Source organism: Actinopolyspora lacussalsi subsp. righensis, from assembly GCF_900116555.1.
Lineage (GTDB): Bacteria > Actinomycetota > Actinomycetes > Mycobacteriales > Pseudonocardiaceae > Actinopolyspora > Actinopolyspora lacussalsi.
Map to the genome: position 1 here is coordinate 1 of NZ_FPAT01000005.1, position 16,871 is coordinate 16,871.

General features: G+C 66.4%; 13 protein-coding genes. 2 read left to right on the forward strand and 11 right to left on the reverse strand.

The annotated features are described in order from the left end of the window. Both BM394_RS10440 and BM394_RS10445 read right to left on the reverse strand, forming a co-directional pair. The coding region (locus tag BM394_RS10440; RefSeq protein WP_281246436.1) for an S-adenosylmethionine synthetase N-terminal domain-containing protein at window positions 1–395 on the reverse strand (395 nt) is incomplete at its 3' end. Between the two features lie 66 nt (window positions 396–461). Beyond that, complete coding sequence (locus BM394_RS10445) at window positions 462–2,159, reverse strand: glycine/sarcosine N-methyltransferase (protein WP_092925115.1); 1,698 nt, start codon at window positions 2,157–2,159, stop codon at window positions 462–464. A gap of 1,208 nt (window positions 2,160–3,367) precedes the next feature. Here BM394_RS10445 and BM394_RS10450 point away from each other — a divergent pair. Continuing rightward, window positions 3,368–5,224: a glycoside hydrolase family 2 protein gene (locus BM394_RS10450; RefSeq protein ID WP_092977273.1), complete on the forward strand. Its 1,857-nt coding sequence runs from the start codon at window positions 3,368–3,370 to the stop codon at window positions 5,222–5,224. Between the two features lie 120 nt (window positions 5,225–5,344). After that, on the forward strand, window positions 5,345–6,415 hold the full coding sequence (locus BM394_RS10455) for an aldose 1-epimerase family protein (protein WP_092977275.1): 1,071 nt from the start codon (window positions 5,345–5,347) through the stop codon (window positions 6,413–6,415). Window positions 6,416–6,513: 98 nt separating this feature from the next. Here BM394_RS10455 and BM394_RS10460 read toward each other — a convergent pair whose 3' ends face one another. The 9 genes from BM394_RS10460 to BM394_RS10500 all read right to left on the reverse strand — a co-directional run bounded on the left by BM394_RS10460 (window position 6,514) and on the right by BM394_RS10500 (window position 16,865). Further along, window positions 6,514–7,182, reverse strand: coding sequence for a LuxR C-terminal-related transcriptional regulator (locus BM394_RS10460; RefSeq protein WP_092977277.1), 669 nt, complete (start codon window positions 7,180–7,182; stop codon window positions 6,514–6,516). 265 nt (window positions 7,183–7,447) lie between these two features. Continuing rightward, window positions 7,448–8,578, reverse strand: coding sequence for a glycosyltransferase family 4 protein (locus BM394_RS10465; protein WP_092977279.1), 1,131 nt, complete (start codon window positions 8,576–8,578; stop codon window positions 7,448–7,450). A 5-nt stretch (window positions 8,579–8,583) separates the two neighbouring features. After that, complete coding sequence (locus BM394_RS10470; RefSeq protein WP_092977281.1) at window positions 8,584–9,270, reverse strand: response regulator transcription factor; 687 nt, start codon at window positions 9,268–9,270, stop codon at window positions 8,584–8,586. 137 nt (window positions 9,271–9,407) lie between these two features. After that, window positions 9,408–10,820 (reverse strand): glycosyltransferase family 2 protein, encoded by a 1,413-nt coding sequence (locus BM394_RS10475; RefSeq protein ID WP_092977283.1) that lies wholly within the window; start codon window positions 10,818–10,820, stop codon window positions 9,408–9,410. A 42-nt stretch (window positions 10,821–10,862) separates the two neighbouring features. Then, window positions 10,863–12,011, reverse strand: coding sequence for a glycosyl hydrolase family 18 protein (locus BM394_RS10480; RefSeq protein ID WP_092977760.1), 1,149 nt, complete (start codon window positions 12,009–12,011; stop codon window positions 10,863–10,865). Between the two features lie 21 nt (window positions 12,012–12,032). Continuing rightward, complete coding sequence (locus BM394_RS10485; RefSeq protein ID WP_092977285.1) at window positions 12,033–13,037, reverse strand: NAD-dependent epimerase/dehydratase family protein; 1,005 nt, start codon at window positions 13,035–13,037, stop codon at window positions 12,033–12,035. Next, window positions 13,034–14,185 carry a glycosyltransferase gene (locus BM394_RS10490; RefSeq protein WP_245780099.1) on the reverse strand — a complete coding sequence of 384 codons (1,152 nt, stop codon included), beginning with the start codon at window positions 14,183–14,185 and terminating at the stop codon, window positions 13,034–13,036. Before BM394_RS10490 ends, BM394_RS10485 begins: the two co-directional genes overlap by 4 nt. Next, window positions 14,185–15,639, reverse strand: a complete 1,455-nt coding sequence (locus BM394_RS10495; RefSeq protein ID WP_092977289.1) for a sugar transferase — start codon at window positions 15,637–15,639, stop codon at window positions 14,185–14,187. The genes BM394_RS10490 and BM394_RS10495 overlap by 1 nt, the downstream gene beginning before the upstream one ends. Further along, window positions 15,636–16,865 carry an NAD(P)-binding domain-containing protein gene (locus BM394_RS10500; protein WP_092977291.1) on the reverse strand — a complete coding sequence of 410 codons (1,230 nt, stop codon included), beginning with the start codon at window positions 16,863–16,865 and terminating at the stop codon, window positions 15,636–15,638. Before BM394_RS10500 ends, BM394_RS10495 begins: the two co-directional genes overlap by 4 nt. Window positions 16,866–16,871 lie beyond the last annotated feature (6 nt).

Sequence of the window (16,871 nt, forward strand, 5' to 3'; positions counted from 1 at the left end):
AGCCCCTGGTCACCGGCACCCTGCTGGGCGATCTCGTCGATGACACCCTCGACACGGGACTCGTGCGCACTGTCGACACCCTGACCGATGTCCGGCGACTGCGCGTCGATCGAGACGTTGATGCCGCAGGAATCGCCGTCGAAGCCCTTGGCCGAGTTGTCGTACCCGATCTCCAGGACCTTCTCCCGCACGATCGCGGGCAGGTCCACGTCGGCGGCGGTGGTGACCTCACCGGCCAGGTGCACCTGGCCCGTGGTGATCATGGTCTCCATGGCCACACGCGAACGCGGGTCCTGCGCCAGCATCGCGTCCAGGATCGCGTCACTGATCGAGTCGGCCATCTTGTCCGGGTGGCCCTCGGTCACGGACTCACTGGTAAACAACCTGCGGTTCATCTCAGTCACGGCTGATCTTCACCTCACTGCTTGTTGCTTCGATTATTCTTCGTACTCGACGGCCTGTCATGCCTTGGCGTGGATGATGCCCCAGGCAAGGTTCCCGCCATTTCCGCCCTGCACCCAGTTGCGCAGGCCGGTCTTCATGCGAGTCCGGTATTCCTCGCCGATGAAGTCGGCGAGTTCGTTCTCCCGGCTTTCCAGAACTTCCAGCACCCGGCCGTAGTGCAGCGGCAGGTACTCGCTGAGGTCCTCGAACTCGACGTTCTGCAGCCCGAGCCTGGTCAGCTCCTTGCGGTAGAAGCCGGGGGACCCGAGCGAGTCCAGGTGCAGCCGGTCCAGGATCGGTCCGAGAGCGCTCTTCTCGGCCGAGTCGGCGGCCATCGGGTCGGTGAACAGCACCGAGCCCTTGGGCTTGAGGACCCTGGAGATCTCCTCCATCACCCTGGTGCGGTCACCGCTGTGCAGGAAGGAGTCCTGCGACCAGACGATGTCGAAGGCATTGTCCTGGTAGGGAATGTCCTCGAACGAGCCGTCGGCCACCTCGATGAGGTGATCGAGCCCCTCGGCACGGCTGATCTCGCGGTTGCGCTGGTTCTCCACCTCGCTGAGGTTGAGGCAGGTCACCTTGCAGCCGTAGGTGCGCGCCAGGTAGCGGGCGGCACCGCCGTAGCCGGCGCCCAGGTCCAGGATGGTGGTGTTGGCGTCGATGTCGACCTTGCTCGCCATCCGCTGGACAGTGCGCTCGCTCGCCGCGGCGATGTCCTCCTGCGGGGTCTGGTAGAGACCGACGTGGATGTCGTTACCTCCCCAGACGTGGTAGTAGAAGTTGTCCGCGTCCTCGGAGTTGTAGTAGTCCCGCGCGGTGTGGACCGCGTTGGAGTACATGTCCAGGAACTCGTCCTCGGTGCGGTAGTTCTTCTCCGCCACGTGGATGAAGAAGTCCGGCTCCGTGTCACCGTAGGTTTCCTGAAAGTCACCGTAGGTGTCAATCCGCTGGAAACCGACCTCACGCATGAGCCGCCGGACGTAGTCCTTCCGCAGCGGGTACATGTTCAGGAAGAATTCGGACTTGTCCGGGAACGTGTACTTGAACCGCGCCAGACCGTCGTCGATGTGGTCAGGCTCGGCGGAAACGTCCTCACCGGCGTAGTAATAGGTGTGCTTACTGGAGAAGCCGGTGTCCAGAATGGAATCGTAGTTACGCTGGTCGATGATCAGAACACCGTCGTGCTTGAGCATCGCGTAGAACTCCGCCAGCGTCTTGCGGCGGTCCCGCTCCGAGAAGAGGTGGGTAAACGAGTTACCCAGGCAAATGATCGCGTCGTATTCACCGTGCACGTCGCGGTTGAGCCAGCGCCAGTCCGCGTTGACCACACGCAGAATGTGACCACCGTACTCCAGTCCGTTACTGAAGGCCTTGGCCAGCATCTGCGGACTGCCGTCCGCGCTGACGGTCTCAAAACCCTCTTCGAGCAGCCGGACCGAGTGGAAACCGGTCCCGGTCGCTGCGTCCAGCACGGTCTTGACACCACGGGCACGCAATTGATCGATGAAGAAGGTTCCCTCGCTCTCGTAGCGGGCCTTCCAATCGATCAGATCGTCCCACTTGTCGACGAATCCACCGACATACTCTTGAGTGTAGTGATCAGTGTCGCGTACTTCCAACGGATTGTCGCCGAACGCCTGCTCCTCGAGGTGCACCGAGTCCTGGTCGTTCGACCCCTGGTCACCACGTGCAAGATCGTCCACGCTCTTGGTCATACTCAGCTCCCACTCGCGTTGGTCAAGCGCCACTGCATCGCTCGGAACCACGGTGAATTCACCGCCCCGAGCCTTCACGGGCGCGCCGGGGCACCTCACAAGGGGCACACCGCACCGGTGCGGGCAGCCAACTGGCGGGCCGCGCACTGGCACCGGTCAGCACACTCGGTCGGCACCTTTGCCGCCCGATCCCGACGCAGATTCCGTACGCCGAGAACCCAACTTATTCGCATTCACGAAAAATGCAAGCACATTCAGCTGTGACCCTAATCATAGAAATAGGATGATCGCGTGATTCGCACAGTTACCCTAAGTAAAAAAATAGGCCGTCACCAGGGGGAATTTAGTTTTCCGCACCAGGGGTCACGATCCGGCAAAGGCAATCAAGCTAAAGATGCAGTACAATGCGCGTGCGCCACATACCACAACGGGGACGAATGGTGCAACCGTACGATCCGATGAAATGAACAACGCGACCGCGGTGCCGCACTGATTCTTTATTCGCCTGTGCCCCTTCCATCGAAGGAGGGACCCCGGATGTTACGCCCCACTCCACCCCGGGGTGTGATACCCCACTCTTCCGCTACGAAGACGCTGTTCATCCAGGTCAACACCACTTCTCGACGAGAAGAATGATCAATGACTCACGAACCCGTCGACAGTCCTTCGCGAGATCCGCGAAATCGACCCTTTTCCCACTTTATTATTGTCGACAATCATTCTAATCGATTGTGCTGGATTCCTGTTCCGCCGTCCGGAGGGCAATCGACCGGAGGCCGCGGAGCCGGGAGGCCCGCCCCGGCCGGCTGAGCGGCCCCGAGTCGTTCGTCCCTTCGAACCACACGAGCGGTCGCTAGCCGCGCCCCGCCACCTACACGGCTTCGCGAGGGCCGGGAACCACTGCTCGTGGCCGGGTGCCGGTGTGGCCCGGCATGGGCCGTCGACGCCCGCTCGGCGCGTCTGCCGGATGCCACGCGAACGACCTCGCAAACTGACACTGTGCCGCCGTTCGAGTTCACAGCGTTGTACCGGACGGAGCAATCTCGTGCACCGATGTTGACGTGAGATGTGTTCTGGCTCATTAATGTTTGTTAGTGGTGATTTAAGTCCGATTGTGTTGCTCTTTGTTGTTGTATGTGCCTCCTAAGTGGAGGTTCCGACGCTCTCAACACGGATGAGGATCGCCCGACACCGTGTGAGGAGGATCGATGCAGTCACGACCACCGCGTCGTGTGACGGCCGGGCACCTGGGTGTGCTCTCGATGGCCGCCGCGTTGGCGCTGGGTGCCGCTCCGGCGGCGGCAGCTCATCCCGTCGAGCACAGGTCACCGGCTGAAGCACCACTGACCACGCCGTGGACGGATCAGGTGGGACCGGACAACGCACTCCCCGAGTACCCGCGCCCCCAGCTGAAACGCGAGCGCTGGCAGAACCTGAACGGCGAATGGGAGTACGCGGGCGGTGTCAGCCCTCCGGACCGGAACCAACAGGACCTGGGCGAACGGATCCTGGTCCCCTACCCGGTCGAGTCCGCGCTGTCCGGCATTCAGCGGCACGACGACCACATGCTCTACCGCCGCGACTTCCGGGTGCCGCCCCACTGGCGCGGCGACGAGCTGCTGTTGCACTTCGGGGCCGTGGACCAGGAGGCGACGGTCTGGGTCAACGGTGAGCGAGTCGGTTCCCACCGGGGTGGTTACACCTCGTTCACGGTCGACGTGACCGATGCGCTGCGGCCGGGATCACGGCAACGAGTGACCGTGGCTGTCACGGACACCAACGAGCGGGGGCAGTACCCCGTCGGCAAGCAGACCGACAATCCCGGCGGGATCTTCTACACGGGTTCCTCCGGCATCTGGCAGACGGTGTGGCTGGAGCCGGTATCGCGGACGCACCTGGCGGAACTGAACATCACACCGCGGCTCGAGGCGGAGACGTTCCAGCTGGAACCAGAGATCCGAGGCTCCCGGGCCGCGAGCGTGGAAACGGTGGTATCGCGCCCGGATGGCGGGGTGGTCTCCCGGACCACCACGGAAGCGGGCTCGACCGTGCGGGCGCCGGTTCCGAACCCGCGAACGTGGAGTCCCGACGATCCGTACCTCTACGACCTGACAGTGCGCCTGTTGGACGCCGACAGCCGTGAACTGGACCGCGTCGCCAGTTACGCGGGGATGCGTTCGATCGGACTGATCGAGGACTCGCAGGGCAGACAACGAATCGCCCTCAACGGGAAGATCCTGTTCCAGCAGGGGATGCTCGATCAGGGCTTCTGGCCGGACGGACTGCACACCCCGCCCGCGGACGAGGCGATGCGTCACGACATAGCGCAGGCCAAGCGGATGGGCTTCAACATGCTCCGCAAGCACATCAAGGTCGCCCCGAAGCGCTGGTACTACTGGGCCGACCGGATGGGCATGCTGGTCTGGCAGGACATGCCCTCCCTTACGGCCCAAACCGGCGGCACCAACGGCGTGCCGTCGGAGGAGGCCAGGACGAAGTTCGAGGCCGAGACCACCGCCGTCGTCGATCAGCTCGACAGCGTGACCTCGCTGGTGACCTGGGTGCCGTTCAACGAGGGATGGGGTGAGTTCGACACCGCCCGCGTCACGGAGCGGATCCAGCGGCAGGACCCCAGCAGGCTCGTGAACGCCGCCAGCGGCGTGAACTGCTGTAACTCGTTGCCGGACACGGGAGCGGGCGACATCTACGACAATCACACCTACGTGGGTCCGGGCACCCCGGAGGCCACCACCGAACGAGCGGCGGTCGACGGCGAGTACGGCGGCCTCGGACTGGTCGAGCAGGGACACCTCTGGCCGGGCCGGCCGGAAGCCTACGAGATGACCGACACTCGGGCCGAACTCACCGAGCGCTACGGCCAGCTCAGCGACGACCTGATCGGCGCGATCGAGCGAAACGGCCTGTCGGCCGCGGTCTACACCCAGGTCTCGGACGTGGAGAACGAGGTCAACGGTCTGATGACCTACGACAGGAGGGTCACCAAGCCGGATGTCGCCTCGATCCGGGCGGACAACGAGGCGATCATCGAAGCCGGCAGCCCGTGAGCTCCTCGTGCTCCGGCCGGGTGGGCGGAACCGCGCGTTCCCCCACCCGGTGCTCTCCGACAGAAGATCCCGAGAACCCGCTCGGAGAACTCCGCGGGCTTCGACAAGAAGGGAGCTCCCATGACCGATGCCGGACCGACGAGGAGTGGCTGGAGCAGGCGCGTCGCGTTGACCACTCTCACCGCGACGAGCGCGGCCGCGGCGCTGGGCGGCAGAGCCACCGCGCGATCTTCCGGGAGCGGGCACCACCTGCCCGGTCACGGTGGTGGGGAACAGAGCGCGAGTGGCAGGCTCTACGAGATCCGCTCGGGGCACCACCGTGCGCTCGTGGGCGGGGTGGCGGCGACCCTGCTCTCCTGGCGGGTGTCGGGCGAGGAGATGCTGCTTACCCATCCCTCGGACGAGGTGGGCGAGGGCTTCCAGGGCAAAACGATCCTGCCCTGGCCCAATCGGATCGACCGGGGAACCTACGAGTTCAACGGTGAGCGGCTGCGGGTTCCGATCAACGAACCCTCGAGGCAGGCGGCACTGCACGGGCTGATGAACTTCGTGGAGTGGGAACCGGTGCGGCACCGAGCCGACAGCGTGTCGCTGCGGTACCTGTTGCACCCGCAGTACGGCTATCCCTTCCGCATGGCGTTCCTGGTGGAGTACAGCGTCGACCGCCACGGTGTGCGGTGCACGTTGACCGCCGAGAACGCGGGCGAGCACGAAGCACCCGTGGGATGGGCGAATCACACCTACATCGCCGCCGGGACGGGCGGTACCGACAGCATGGAGCTCCGGCTGCCCGCGGCGACCTATTACCGCACCAACGAACGGCTCATCCCGACGGGTACCGCCTCGGTCGCGGGAACCGAGTACGACTTCCGGAGCGGCAGGACCATCGGTTCGACCAGTATGGACACGGCCTTCAAGGATCTGGCGCGGAATCGACGCGGCCACGCGACCGTACGATTCGGGCGCACCGACGGACCCGACGTGCTGCTGTGGGTGGACGAGTCCTACGGCTACCTCCAGGTCTACACCGACGACGCTCCCAGCGAACAGCGCCCGCAGCCGGCCCGCTCGGGAATCACGGTGGAACCGAACACCTGCCCGCCGAACGCGTTCGTGACCGGCGAGGCCGTACGAGTGCTGCGTCCCGGTGAGCGACACACCGGAACGTGGGGCCTGCTGGTACCCCGGTGAAGGCGGTGCTTCCGGCACGAGCTGTCGGCTCGTGCCGGAAGCACCCGACTCACCGGCATCACCGCTTCCGCACGGAAGCGGTGATGGACGAGGTCCGGTCAGCTCGCCTCGTCCTCGTCAGGAGGTTCCAGCAGACTGTGCCGCACCGCGAAGGTGGCGGCTTCCAGTCTGGAGTGCACGCCGAGTTTGCCCAGCAACGCCTGCACGTGGGTGCGTACCGTCGTGCTGGAGACTCCCAGTTGCTTGGCCATGGTCGTGGTACGAGCCCCCGAGACGAGCAGGCGCAGGCAGTCCTGCTCCCGGGGTGTCAACGACATCCGCGGCGAGGCGCGGTCGTGGCTGTTCGGCAGGCTGACACTGGTGCTGCGACCTTCGGGGAGACGGGGCAGGCGGGTGACCGGTTCCCCTGCCGCGGCCTTGCCCACGGCCTCCACCAGGGCGGTCAGTCCACACATCTTGGTGACGTAACCGATGGCCCCCTCCCGCATCGCGCGGCGCATACCATCCGCGTCGGAGTCCGCGGTGAGCAGCAGCACCCGCATTCGTGGTCCTCCGGCGGCCGTGATCTCGTCCAGGCGGTTCAGGGAGTCGCCATCGGTGAAGAACCTCTCCAGCACGCACACGTCGGGTTTGTTGCGACGCACGCTGCGTACGGTCTCGGTGATGCTGTGCGCGGTGTCCAGCACGTTGAGTCCCCGCTGTGGGAGCACCGTCACCAGTGCCTCCACGAACACCGTGTGATTGTCCCCCAGCACCAGGTCAGCCATTGTTTCCCCCTCGTGGTCAGCCGTGATCCCGCCGGAGCCCGTTCGCGGTGCACCACGGATCCCGACCTCACGCTCACGGCCTCGACAAGCCGATGTGGACGCGTCCCCTACGCTTCCACCGGCGTTTCAGTGCGGCCGGGCTCGGGCGGCCCCACCGCCGACTCGGGTTCGAAAGAGCACCACAGTCGCCACACTGGTGTTATACCCGTTGCGGACGGCACGCGCACGCTCTGTCGTTGTTCGAATCCGTTAAGTAGCAAACGATTCATTTACCCCGGTAAACGGATTCCAGCTCGCGGGCGACCGCCGCGATGCCGAACCGCTCGCCGTCGATACCGCGGTTACCAGCACTTCCCATGCGGGCCCGTTCGGCCGGGTCCTCCAGCAGGTCGGAGAGCGCTCCGGCCAACAGATCGGGGCGGCGTGGCGGAACCAGCACCCCGTTGTGCCCTGTCACTACGAGGTCCGGGACAGCGTTGACCGCCGTGGCCACGACGGGGAGACCGCACAGCATGGCCTCGATCACCGCCAGCGGCAGCCCTTCGTACCTGCTGGGCAGGGCGAACACGTCGAAGGCGGGCAGCAGCTCGGCGACATCCGAACGATGCCCCGCGAACACGAAGCGGTCACCGAGCCGCTCCCGTGCCAAACGTTCGATCCGCTCCCGCAGCTCCCCCTCGCCGAGCCAGACACCACAAACATCCGTTCGGGGCAGCCGGGCCAGTGCGTCGACGAGGTCCTCCGGCGCCTTCTGGTAGGTCAGCCTCCCGACAGCACCGACGACCAGCCGGTCGTCGGGGATGCGAAGCGCACGACGGGCTCGGCGTCGACTCTCGGCGTCCGCGCGTGGGGGCTCCAGCGAAACGGGAACGCCGACGGCGCGGATCCGGTCGGGGGTGGCCAGCCCGAGCCGCGTCGCCTCGTTCGCGACTCCCTCCCCCACGCACAGCACATCGTCGGTGAGTCGGCCGAGTAGCCGTTCCACCGCCGCGTAGCAGAGTCGCAACCAGCGCGCCTGAAACCGGTGGAACGGGAACCCGTGGTACGTGTGCACCACTCGCGGCACCGCTGACAGCCGGGCGGCCACCCGCCCGAGCGCCCCGGCCTTGGCGGTGTGGGTGTGCACGACGTCGAACCCTGCCCGGGCGAACAACGCGGTCAACCGGCACAGCGCGACGAGGTCCCACCAGGGGACGATCGGCTTGCGCAGTGCCGGTTCCACCACGACGTCGAGTCCGGCCCGTTCCGCGTGCCTCACCAGTTCCCCATCGCTGCCGGTGACGAGGGTGACCGGCCAGGAGTCGGCATGTTGCGCGAGTGCGCAGCGCAGGGCCACCAATCCGGCCCCGCCCTCCAGACGCGTGATGACGGTGGCTACCCGTGGGTGCTCGCGCATCTCGTCTACCGCGGCAGAGCACGCACGGTGGTTTCCGAGAGGACGGGCGTCTCTCCCCCGGAGTTGGCGAGCATGGCCGCCTCGAGTTGAGTGTGCACGTTGAGCTTGGTGAGGATGCCGCGAGTGTGCTTGCGAACCGTCTGCACCGATATGAAGAGTTCGGCGGCTATCTGCCGACCACGTTTGCCCTCCGCCATGACGCCCAGCACTTGGCGCTCGCGCACACTGAGGACGGCGAGCGGATCATCGCCGGTCCCGACGGGGCCGGCCTCCTGCCGCAACGCGCACAGTACCTCAGCGAGCACTTCAGGGGGGTACCAGGCGTGTCCGCGACCGACCAGCCGAATGACCTCGACCAGTTCGGTGATGCCACGCTCCTTGGGCAGCCAGGCGGCCGCGCCGGCCCGCGCGGCACGCACCGCGGGCTCCGGGTCGAGGGTCGAGCTCAGCACCACCACCCGCGCGTCGGGACACGCTTCTTCGAGTCTTCGCAGCACTTCGTGCACGCGATTTCGCAGTATCGCGATGTCGACGACAGCGACGTCGGGCCAGGCGATTCGTGCCCGGTCGAGCAGATCCGTCTCGCTCGGATACGCACTGTCGGACACCCAGAGGTCCGACTCGGTGGACAGGTACTGCGTGAGAGCCTCGACGAACATGCGTTGTTCGTCCACGAGCAACAGGCGGAGCATGCTTCCCCCAGGACACGGCCGGCGCGGTTACCTCCCGTACCGGCGAATTCTGCAGTAGCCGCACAGCACGCGCAGCACGAGGGGAACGCGCCGCCCCGGCGGGCGCACGAGACGTTCCGAGCCGAATGACGTGATGTTCACGTTCCTGAACCACTCGATGTGGTGACATCGGCCCCGACCGAAGGGCTCGGCTCCACCGGCGATGGCGCGGGAGCACGCCGTCCCGGACTCCGCCACCGCCCCGTCGACCTGGTCAGCCATGCCAGCGGGAGGGTGTACAGCGACAGGGCGGCATCCAGTATCCGCAGGAACAGGAAGAAGGCGCCGAACACGAGAAATCGTGGTTTGCGAAGCGCCAGAGCCACCAGCAAGGTCAGGGACAGGTCCACTATCACCACGCCCAGCAGCAACGAGGACAGGCTGACGTAGCTCGACACCGCGTCGTGCAGTGGTCCCAGCACGGCGAGATCGGCCGTGCCGGGGAAGAGCAGCGGCAACAGCAGCAGGAGGAGGACGAGCGGCAGCGCGACCATCAACAGACCGCTGGTGAGCAGTTCGGTCAACAGCAGCAACAGCATGCAGGTGAACAGATTGGTCCTGGGACGATGTCGGCGCACGGTCTGCCACAGTCCCAGCGCCCAGCGCTTGGTCTGCCGGACGTAGTCATGAAGGTTGTCCGGATCCTGTGTCACTGCCACCGCGGCGGGCGTGAAACCGACCTTGCCGAGCCGTTTCTGATACACCTCGAAGGTCATGTTGAAGTCCTCGATGACCAGACCGGGTGGATTCATCTCGATGTGGGGCAGCACCTCGGTGCGGTACATACTGGCGAAGCCGGGAACGATGTGTGTGGCGTTGCACCGCAGCCAGGTCTGACCGAACTTGAGCAGGTACTGGCTCAGCGCGTAGATCCGCTGCCGGTGGGACACCAGCAACCTGCCCAGTGGAGAGAGCCCGCCGCGGTCCCAGTCGGTGCGTACGAAGCCGGCGACCGCGGCGACCCGCGGATCACCGAACAACGGCAGGGCCGCCCGGAAGTAGTTCCTGTCGAGCCGGGTGTCGGCGTCCAGCAGCAGCACGGCCGGATAGTGTTCGACGAGGCGGAACCGCTCGATCGCCTGCTGCAGCGCGCCCGCCTTCCCCACGTTGCTCCAGGTGCTGATCACGTTCACGCCCGCCCGTTCGGCGAGTTCGACGGTTCGATCCGTGGACCCGTCCGAAACCACGTACACGTTGTCGCGTGGCACGAGTTCGGTCACCGACTCCAAACTGTCGTTGATCACGAGCTCCTCGTTGTGGGCGGCCATGAGCACTGCTACCCGATCGGCGCCGAAGGGGGGCTCGCCACCGGCACCCCGTCTCCGTCCGAGGTCGACGTCACCGGGAAAGCAACCGGAGCCGCGGCGCGAGAACGGTGGGCGGATCCGGCGTGCCACGCGGTCGTAAGACGCGGCGCAGCTCGTAGTGATCATCCGGAGCAGTCCCATACTTCCCCAGAGCACGAAATTCGCCCCGAAAATCAGCACGGCCACAAGCCACCACGGAATCAACTGGCCACCTCCTCAACACCCGAACCACCGCGTGGACGGACGTCATCGGCGTGCCCGAACGGAACGACGGGCCACGGGAAAGGTCTGGCGCAGTCGCGGCCAGGTGGCGGGATCGGCCGGGCCGTACATCCACAGGTAGACACCACCGATACCGGACCGGTCCGCCACTTCGAACTTGGCGTGCGAACTGGCCGCGTTCTCGAACCACACCTCGTGCGGTGTCCCGTCCGTGTCGGTGTAGCGGAACCACGGGGTACGGCTGTCCTCGTCGAACCGGATCCGCACGTCGTGCCGCCGCGCGATTCGAGTGGCCTCGCCCCAGGTCACCGGCTGCCCCTTGCCCTGTGACCAGTCGTATCCGTAGAGCGGTATCCCCAGCACTACCTTCTCGGGCGGCATGGTGCCACGTGCGTAGTCGAGCACGTCTCGTATCCAGTCGACCGGCGCCACCGGCCCGGGCGGCGAGGTCGACCAGTGCCGGTCGTACCCCATCAGACGCACCTGGTCCGCGGCACGCCCGATGGCCGCGTAGTCCTGCGCGACGTTGCGTTCGTCGTAACCACGCCGGCTGGCCTTGGCGAACACCGCCACCGACAGTGTTCTGTCGTGGGCGTGCAGCGCGTCCGCCAGTTCCCGGACCAGCGTGCTGAACTCATCGCGGTCCTCGGCCTTGAGGTCCTCGTAGTCGATGTCGATACCGGCGTAGTCGTTGGAAAGCACCAGGTCGACGATCTCCCGTACGTGCTGTCGCATGCGCCGCGGATCGTGCAGGATCTGAGCCACCGAGTCGTAGGACCAGGCACCGTGGGTCATGTTCGCCACACTGGGGGTGAACCGCAGTTCGGTTCCCCGCAGGGAGTTCAGGGCCTCACGGGTCCGCCCGGCTCGGTCCGAGGGGATCTGGCTGACCACGTTCCCCTCGGGATCGAGCCCGTACATCCAGGGCGAGACCTCGGTGAACCCTTCGGTGTGCCGCATCAGCTCCGAGGTCCCGCCCTGGAAGTTCCAGAACGGCAGGGCGGCGACCACCTCACCGGAGCCGGCGGTGGGGCGCGGAGCGGGATCGCGTCGCACCGAAAGCACGACCAGTATCAACGCCAGACACAACACCGCCACACCTCCCACGAGGGCGATGCGCCGCACCCTGGATCCGAGCACGGCGAACCACCGGGTTACGGGCTTCCCACGCATGAGCACACCCCCAACCGCGCGTCAGCCGGTGTCAACACGACCCGACCTGACAGTGACGCCCTCCCCGATGCGGGTGTGCTCGTCGACGACCGATCTGATGATCGAATCCAGATCGTGAGCGGGCCGGAAACCGACCAACTCCCGCGCCAGCGAACAGTCGGGCACACGCCGCGACATGTCCTCGTAGCCGGAGCCGTACACGGCCTCGTAGGAGCTGTGCACGATATCGCTCGGGGAGCCGGTGGTGGCTATCACCCGGTGTGCGAGTTCCTCGATCGACACCTGCTCGGTGCTGCCGAGGTTGACCGCACGACCACGTGCCGAGTCACTGTGCACCAGCGAGACCAGAGCGGGAACCACGTCGTCCACATGGCAGAAGCAGCGGATCTGCTCGCCGCTCCCGAACACCGTGAGCGGGTGCCCGCGAAGCGCCATCGACACGAAACGGGGTAGCACCATGCCGTAGCGCCCGCTCTGTCCGGGCCCGACGGTGTTGAACAGACGCACGATGACCGCCCACAACCCCTGTTCGTCCACGAAGGACCTGGTCATGCTCTCGTCGACGGCCTTGGCCTCCGAATAGGACCACCGCGACTTCAACGGCGAACCGACTATCCTGTCGTCGTCCTCGGTGAGGCCGATCTTGTCGTTCTTGCCGTAGATCTCGCTGGTGGAGGCGATCAGCACCCGGCTGCCGTGCCGGTGGGCCGCCTCCAGCACGCGGTGCGTGCCGTGGATGTTGGTGAGCAGGCTTTCCAACGTGCGGTCTCGGATGACGAATGCCCCGACAGCGGCGGCCAGGTGGAACACCACGTCACAGCCGGCCGTGGCCCGCTCCACGGTGTCCCCGTCCACAACGCTGCCCGGAACCGGGCACAGCCGTTCGTGCTCGGCCACCCCGGCGAGATTGTCCCAGTCCCCGGTGCTGCCGTCGTCCAGCGCGACGACCGTGTGTCCCGCCGCGAGCAGATACCGAACCAGGTGTGATCCCACGAAACCCGCGGCCCCGGTGACGAGTGCCCTCATGGGTTCACCCCCGAACTCGCGGGATCACCGACGGTGCCCTGCTGCCGAACACGCCGTCCGTCACGACGACCGCTCAGCAGCTCGTCGTAGAGCTGATCGATCCGCTCGGTCACGGCGTCCATCCCGTACAGCTCCCGCAACTCGGGAACCTGGGTGCGTGGCCGAGCTGCCGACAGCTCCGCACGCAGCGCGGACCGCAGCTCCTTGACCTCGCCCGCCACCTCGATCGCGCGGTCGGTGCTGACCCCGTCCAGTGCCGGGCAGGTGGTGTAGAGCACCACGAGCCCGTTGGCCAGCGCCTCCAGCACCGACAGCCCGAACGTCTCCTGCTTGGAGCAGGCGACGAAGAGGTCCAGCGCCGACAGCACGGACGCCACGTCACTTCGCTTGCCCGCGAAGATCACCTTGTCGGAGACCCCGTTGGCTTCCGCGAGTTCCTCCAGCCGTTGCCGGTCCGGACCGTCGCCCACCAGCAACAGCCTGGTGTCCTCGTCCAGCAACGGAGTGGCGGACTCTATGAGCAGGTCGAACCGTTTGTTCGGGTCGAGCCTGCCGAGCACTCCGACCACCCGGTGTCGCTCGGAGAGTCCGAGTTCGTTCCTGGTGCGTGCACGGGCGTCCGGATCGAAGGCGACCCTGTCGAAGTCGACGCCGTTCGGAATGACACGCACCTTGCGCGCGGGCAGACCCCACCGACGCAACCGGGCTGCCACGGTGTCCGACACCGCTATGGTGGTGTCGGAGAACAGATCGCTGCCCAGGTAGAGCAGCCGCACACCCGCGCTCATGCGTCTGCGCTCGAGGTGGGTTTCGCCGATGGAGTGCTCGCTGGCGACGACCACGGGAACGCCCGCGAGTCGCGCCGCTGTCCGACCGTAGACGCAGGAGCGGTAGAGATGCGTGTGCACGGCGTCGAACCCGCCGGAACGCATCAGGGAGCGGAGCCGGAACAACGCGCCCAGCTCGGTGTTGCTGGTCATGCCGAGATCGTGCACCGGAATCCCGGCTCCGGAGATCATGTTCGCGACCTCGCCCGCGTTGTACAGGGTCACGACCTCGCATTCGTGTCCGCTACGGCGTACCAGCTCGTAAACCTGCAGTTCGGCTCCGCCGATCCCCAGTCCGGTGATCACGTGTAGGACTCGCACTATTGCCCCCTCTGCCGGTTGTGGCGCGACCCGATGAGTCCCGTGAGCACGACTCCGGCCGTGCGCACGAGAATCACCAGGTCCAACCAAAGTGACCAGTACTCGATGTACTGGTTGTCGAAACGGGCCCGCTCGACGATCGAGGTGTCACCGTGCAACCCGTGTACCTGTGCCCAGCCGGTGATCCCTCCCACGACGCGATGCCGGTCGGAGTAGCTCGGTATCGCCGCCGCGAAGCGCATCGCGTAGTACGGCCGCTCGGGACGTGGCCCGACCAGGGACATACCACCCCGTAGTACGTTCCAGAGCTGCGGTAACTCGTCGAGATGATTGCCGCGCAGCCAGCCACCCAGCTTTCCGCACTGCCCCGGTGTCGGTGTCCACTCCGTATGACCGGTCGCGTTGACGGTGCGGAGTTTGGTGACGCGGGTAAGAGCTCCGGCGGCGGTGATCCGCTCCTGCCGGAAGAACGCCGCGGGGTTCCGGCAACGCACGGCGATGCTCAGCAGCAGCAGTACCGGCAGCGTCAACAGCGACAGCACCGGGGCGAGCAGCAGATCGAGGGTTCGTTTGGCGAAGCCCCCGCCGGGGGCGTGTGCGCCGCGGCGGAGCGGCAGCAGCGGTATCCCCCACACCTCGTCCAGCGACGCCCGTGATGCGGCCAGCCCCAGCCCGGGCATCCGGGGAAGCACGCAGATGTCCAGCGTCGAACTCCGGCACCGACGCACCACACCGGTGATCTCGGGGCTCCGCTCGTCGGTGCAGCACAGCACCACCCGGGTGACGCGGTGGCGTCGAACGACCTCGGTCAGCTCTTCCGGGCGGGCCAGTACGTCCCGCCCCACCTCCTCCGCCGCGTCGGGGTGATCGAGAAACCCGACGAACCGCAGGCCGAGTTCACTGCGCCGCGTCATGGCGTGGGCCAGCTCGGTCGCGACCTCGTTACGTCCGACGATCACCACGGATTCGAGCAGCCTTCCCCGACTGCGGGCACTACGGAGCACGAACACGGCGACCGACCTGCCGAACAGCAGCGCCGTGGCGGAGCAGGCTCCCAGCAGCAGCACACGGGATACCGGTAACCAGGCGAACAACACCAGCAGCGGCAGACCGGCGGCGGTCAGCAGGCTTCCGGCGTCGTCGGAGATCCTGCTACGCAGTGGGAGACGTTGCGTCCCCCGAACGGCCAGCGACAGCAGCACCGCGGGTACGTAGAGCAACGCCGCGGGTCCCGGCAGTCGCAGCACGATCGCCACCGCACCGAGCACGAGCAGATCGACCGCCGGAAACAGCCGCGGTAGCAGCGAGGGCGTCCAGCTCGCGGGCAGCGGCGAGTCGGTCCCGAGGGTCCCGGTGAGTCCCTCCGACTCACCGGGTCGCCGCGTCTCCCCCGGTCCCGCCGCTCGTGGAGCGGGCACCGCCCGGTGCCGATCGCGCACCGGTTGCCAATTCATCTACCCACCCCCGGCAGGGCGAACGCGCGGCGCTCCCTGGCGGGCGAGATCCGGCCGGTGACGGCGCGAGCGGCGTGATCGGCACCGTAGACGAACCGCATCACCGGACCGAACGTCGGAGTGACGGCGGGTCCGATGAAGTACAGTCCCGGCACTGTGGACTGGTATCCGGGATCGACACGCGGCGCCCGGTCCAGCGTTCCCACCCTGCCGCGCAGCTCGGGGCTGATGAAGGGCAACCGCCCGAGGTCGGGTCGATAGCCGGTGGCACTGATGATGTGATCCAGCGTGAGCGTGGTGGTCTCGCCGCCTCGGCGCAATCCCAGCCTCAGCCGGTCCCCGGTGGGATCGGCCCAGTCCAACTGGCGGTCCAGCAGCATCGGGATGCGGCCGTCCACGCGTTCCCGCAACCACCAAGCGCCGGCGGGCCCCATCGCGGTGCGGGCGAGCCGCACCCGAGTACTCACCGGCAGCCTGCGGAACAGGTCGGGGTGTTCGGAATAGAACCAGGTCGCCCAGCCCGAACCGAGTCCCGCTTCGGGCTCGCGGATTCTGCGGCGCAGTGATTTGTCGTCGGTGGGTGGTAGACCGTTCCACACGATGTCACTGGCTCGGGCGATGATCCGGACCGAAGCACCGGACTCCCGCAACAGCGCGGCGGTCTCCAGCGCGGACTGTCCGGAACCGACAACGGCCACCTCGCGGTCCCGGAAGACCCCGAGATCCACGTGAGCACTGCTGTGGGAGGCCAGGTGGGCGGGTAGCTGGGCGAGCACGTCGGGAACCCGGGTGAAGTGCTCGACGCCGGTGGCTATCACGACGTTTCGGGCGGTCGCGCTCCTGCCGTCGGTCAGCTCCAGTTCGTAATGGTCCCCGGCGCTACGAACGTCCTCGACCAGCACCTGCTCCACGTCGGGAGCGTGGTGGCGCTCGAACCACGCACCGTATTCCAGAAAGGTCTCCAGCGAAACCGGGATTCCGATATCGGCGTAGGCCCGTCCGGTCTCGCGGCAGAACTTTTCGAGTGTGTGGCTGGCATGGGGATCGGAGAGGTTGGAGGCGAATCCCTGCGATTTGAGGTACATCCCCCGAGGCATGGCGGTACGCCAGAGGTTGAGCGGAACTCCGAACTGTCTGTGGCTCACTCCGGCGGTTCGCAGGTGGGCCGCCAACGACAGGCCGTAGGGACCTGCTCCGACAATGGCGACGTCGACTGTTTCGTTCATCGCTGT

What these genes read in the sequence shown, in the direction of transcription:
- BM394_RS10460 (WP_092977277.1), bottom strand. Translation starts at nt 7,182, where the DNA reads ATGGCTGACCTGGTGCTGGGGGACAATCACACGGTGTTCGTGGAGGCA.
- BM394_RS10470 (WP_092977281.1), bottom strand. Translation starts at nt 9,270, where the DNA reads ATGCTCCGCCTGTTGCTCGTGGACGAACAACGCATGTTCGTCGAGGCT.
- BM394_RS10445 (WP_092925115.1), bottom strand. Translation starts at nt 2,159, where the DNA reads ATGACCAAGAGCGTGGACGATCTTGCACGTGGTGACCAGGGGTCGAAC.
- BM394_RS10480 (WP_092977760.1), bottom strand. Translation starts at nt 12,011, where the DNA reads ATGCGTGGGAAGCCCGTAACCCGGTGGTTCGCCGTGCTCGGATCCAGG.
- BM394_RS10455 (WP_092977275.1), top strand. Translation starts at nt 5,345, where the DNA reads ATGACCGATGCCGGACCGACGAGGAGTGGCTGGAGCAGGCGCGTCGCG.
- BM394_RS10495 (WP_092977289.1), bottom strand. Translation starts at nt 15,639, where the DNA reads ATGAATTGGCAACCGGTGCGCGATCGGCACCGGGCGGTGCCCGCTCCA.
- BM394_RS10485 (WP_092977285.1), bottom strand. Translation starts at nt 13,037, where the DNA reads ATGAGGGCACTCGTCACCGGGGCCGCGGGTTTCGTGGGATCACACCTG.
- BM394_RS10465 (WP_092977279.1), bottom strand. Translation starts at nt 8,578, where the DNA reads ATGCGCGAGCACCCACGGGTAGCCACCGTCATCACGCGTCTGGAGGGC.
- BM394_RS10500 (WP_092977291.1), bottom strand. Translation starts at nt 16,865, where the DNA reads ATGAACGAAACAGTCGACGTCGCCATTGTCGGAGCAGGTCCCTACGGC.
- BM394_RS10450 (WP_092977273.1), top strand. Translation starts at nt 3,368, where the DNA reads ATGCAGTCACGACCACCGCGTCGTGTGACGGCCGGGCACCTGGGTGTG.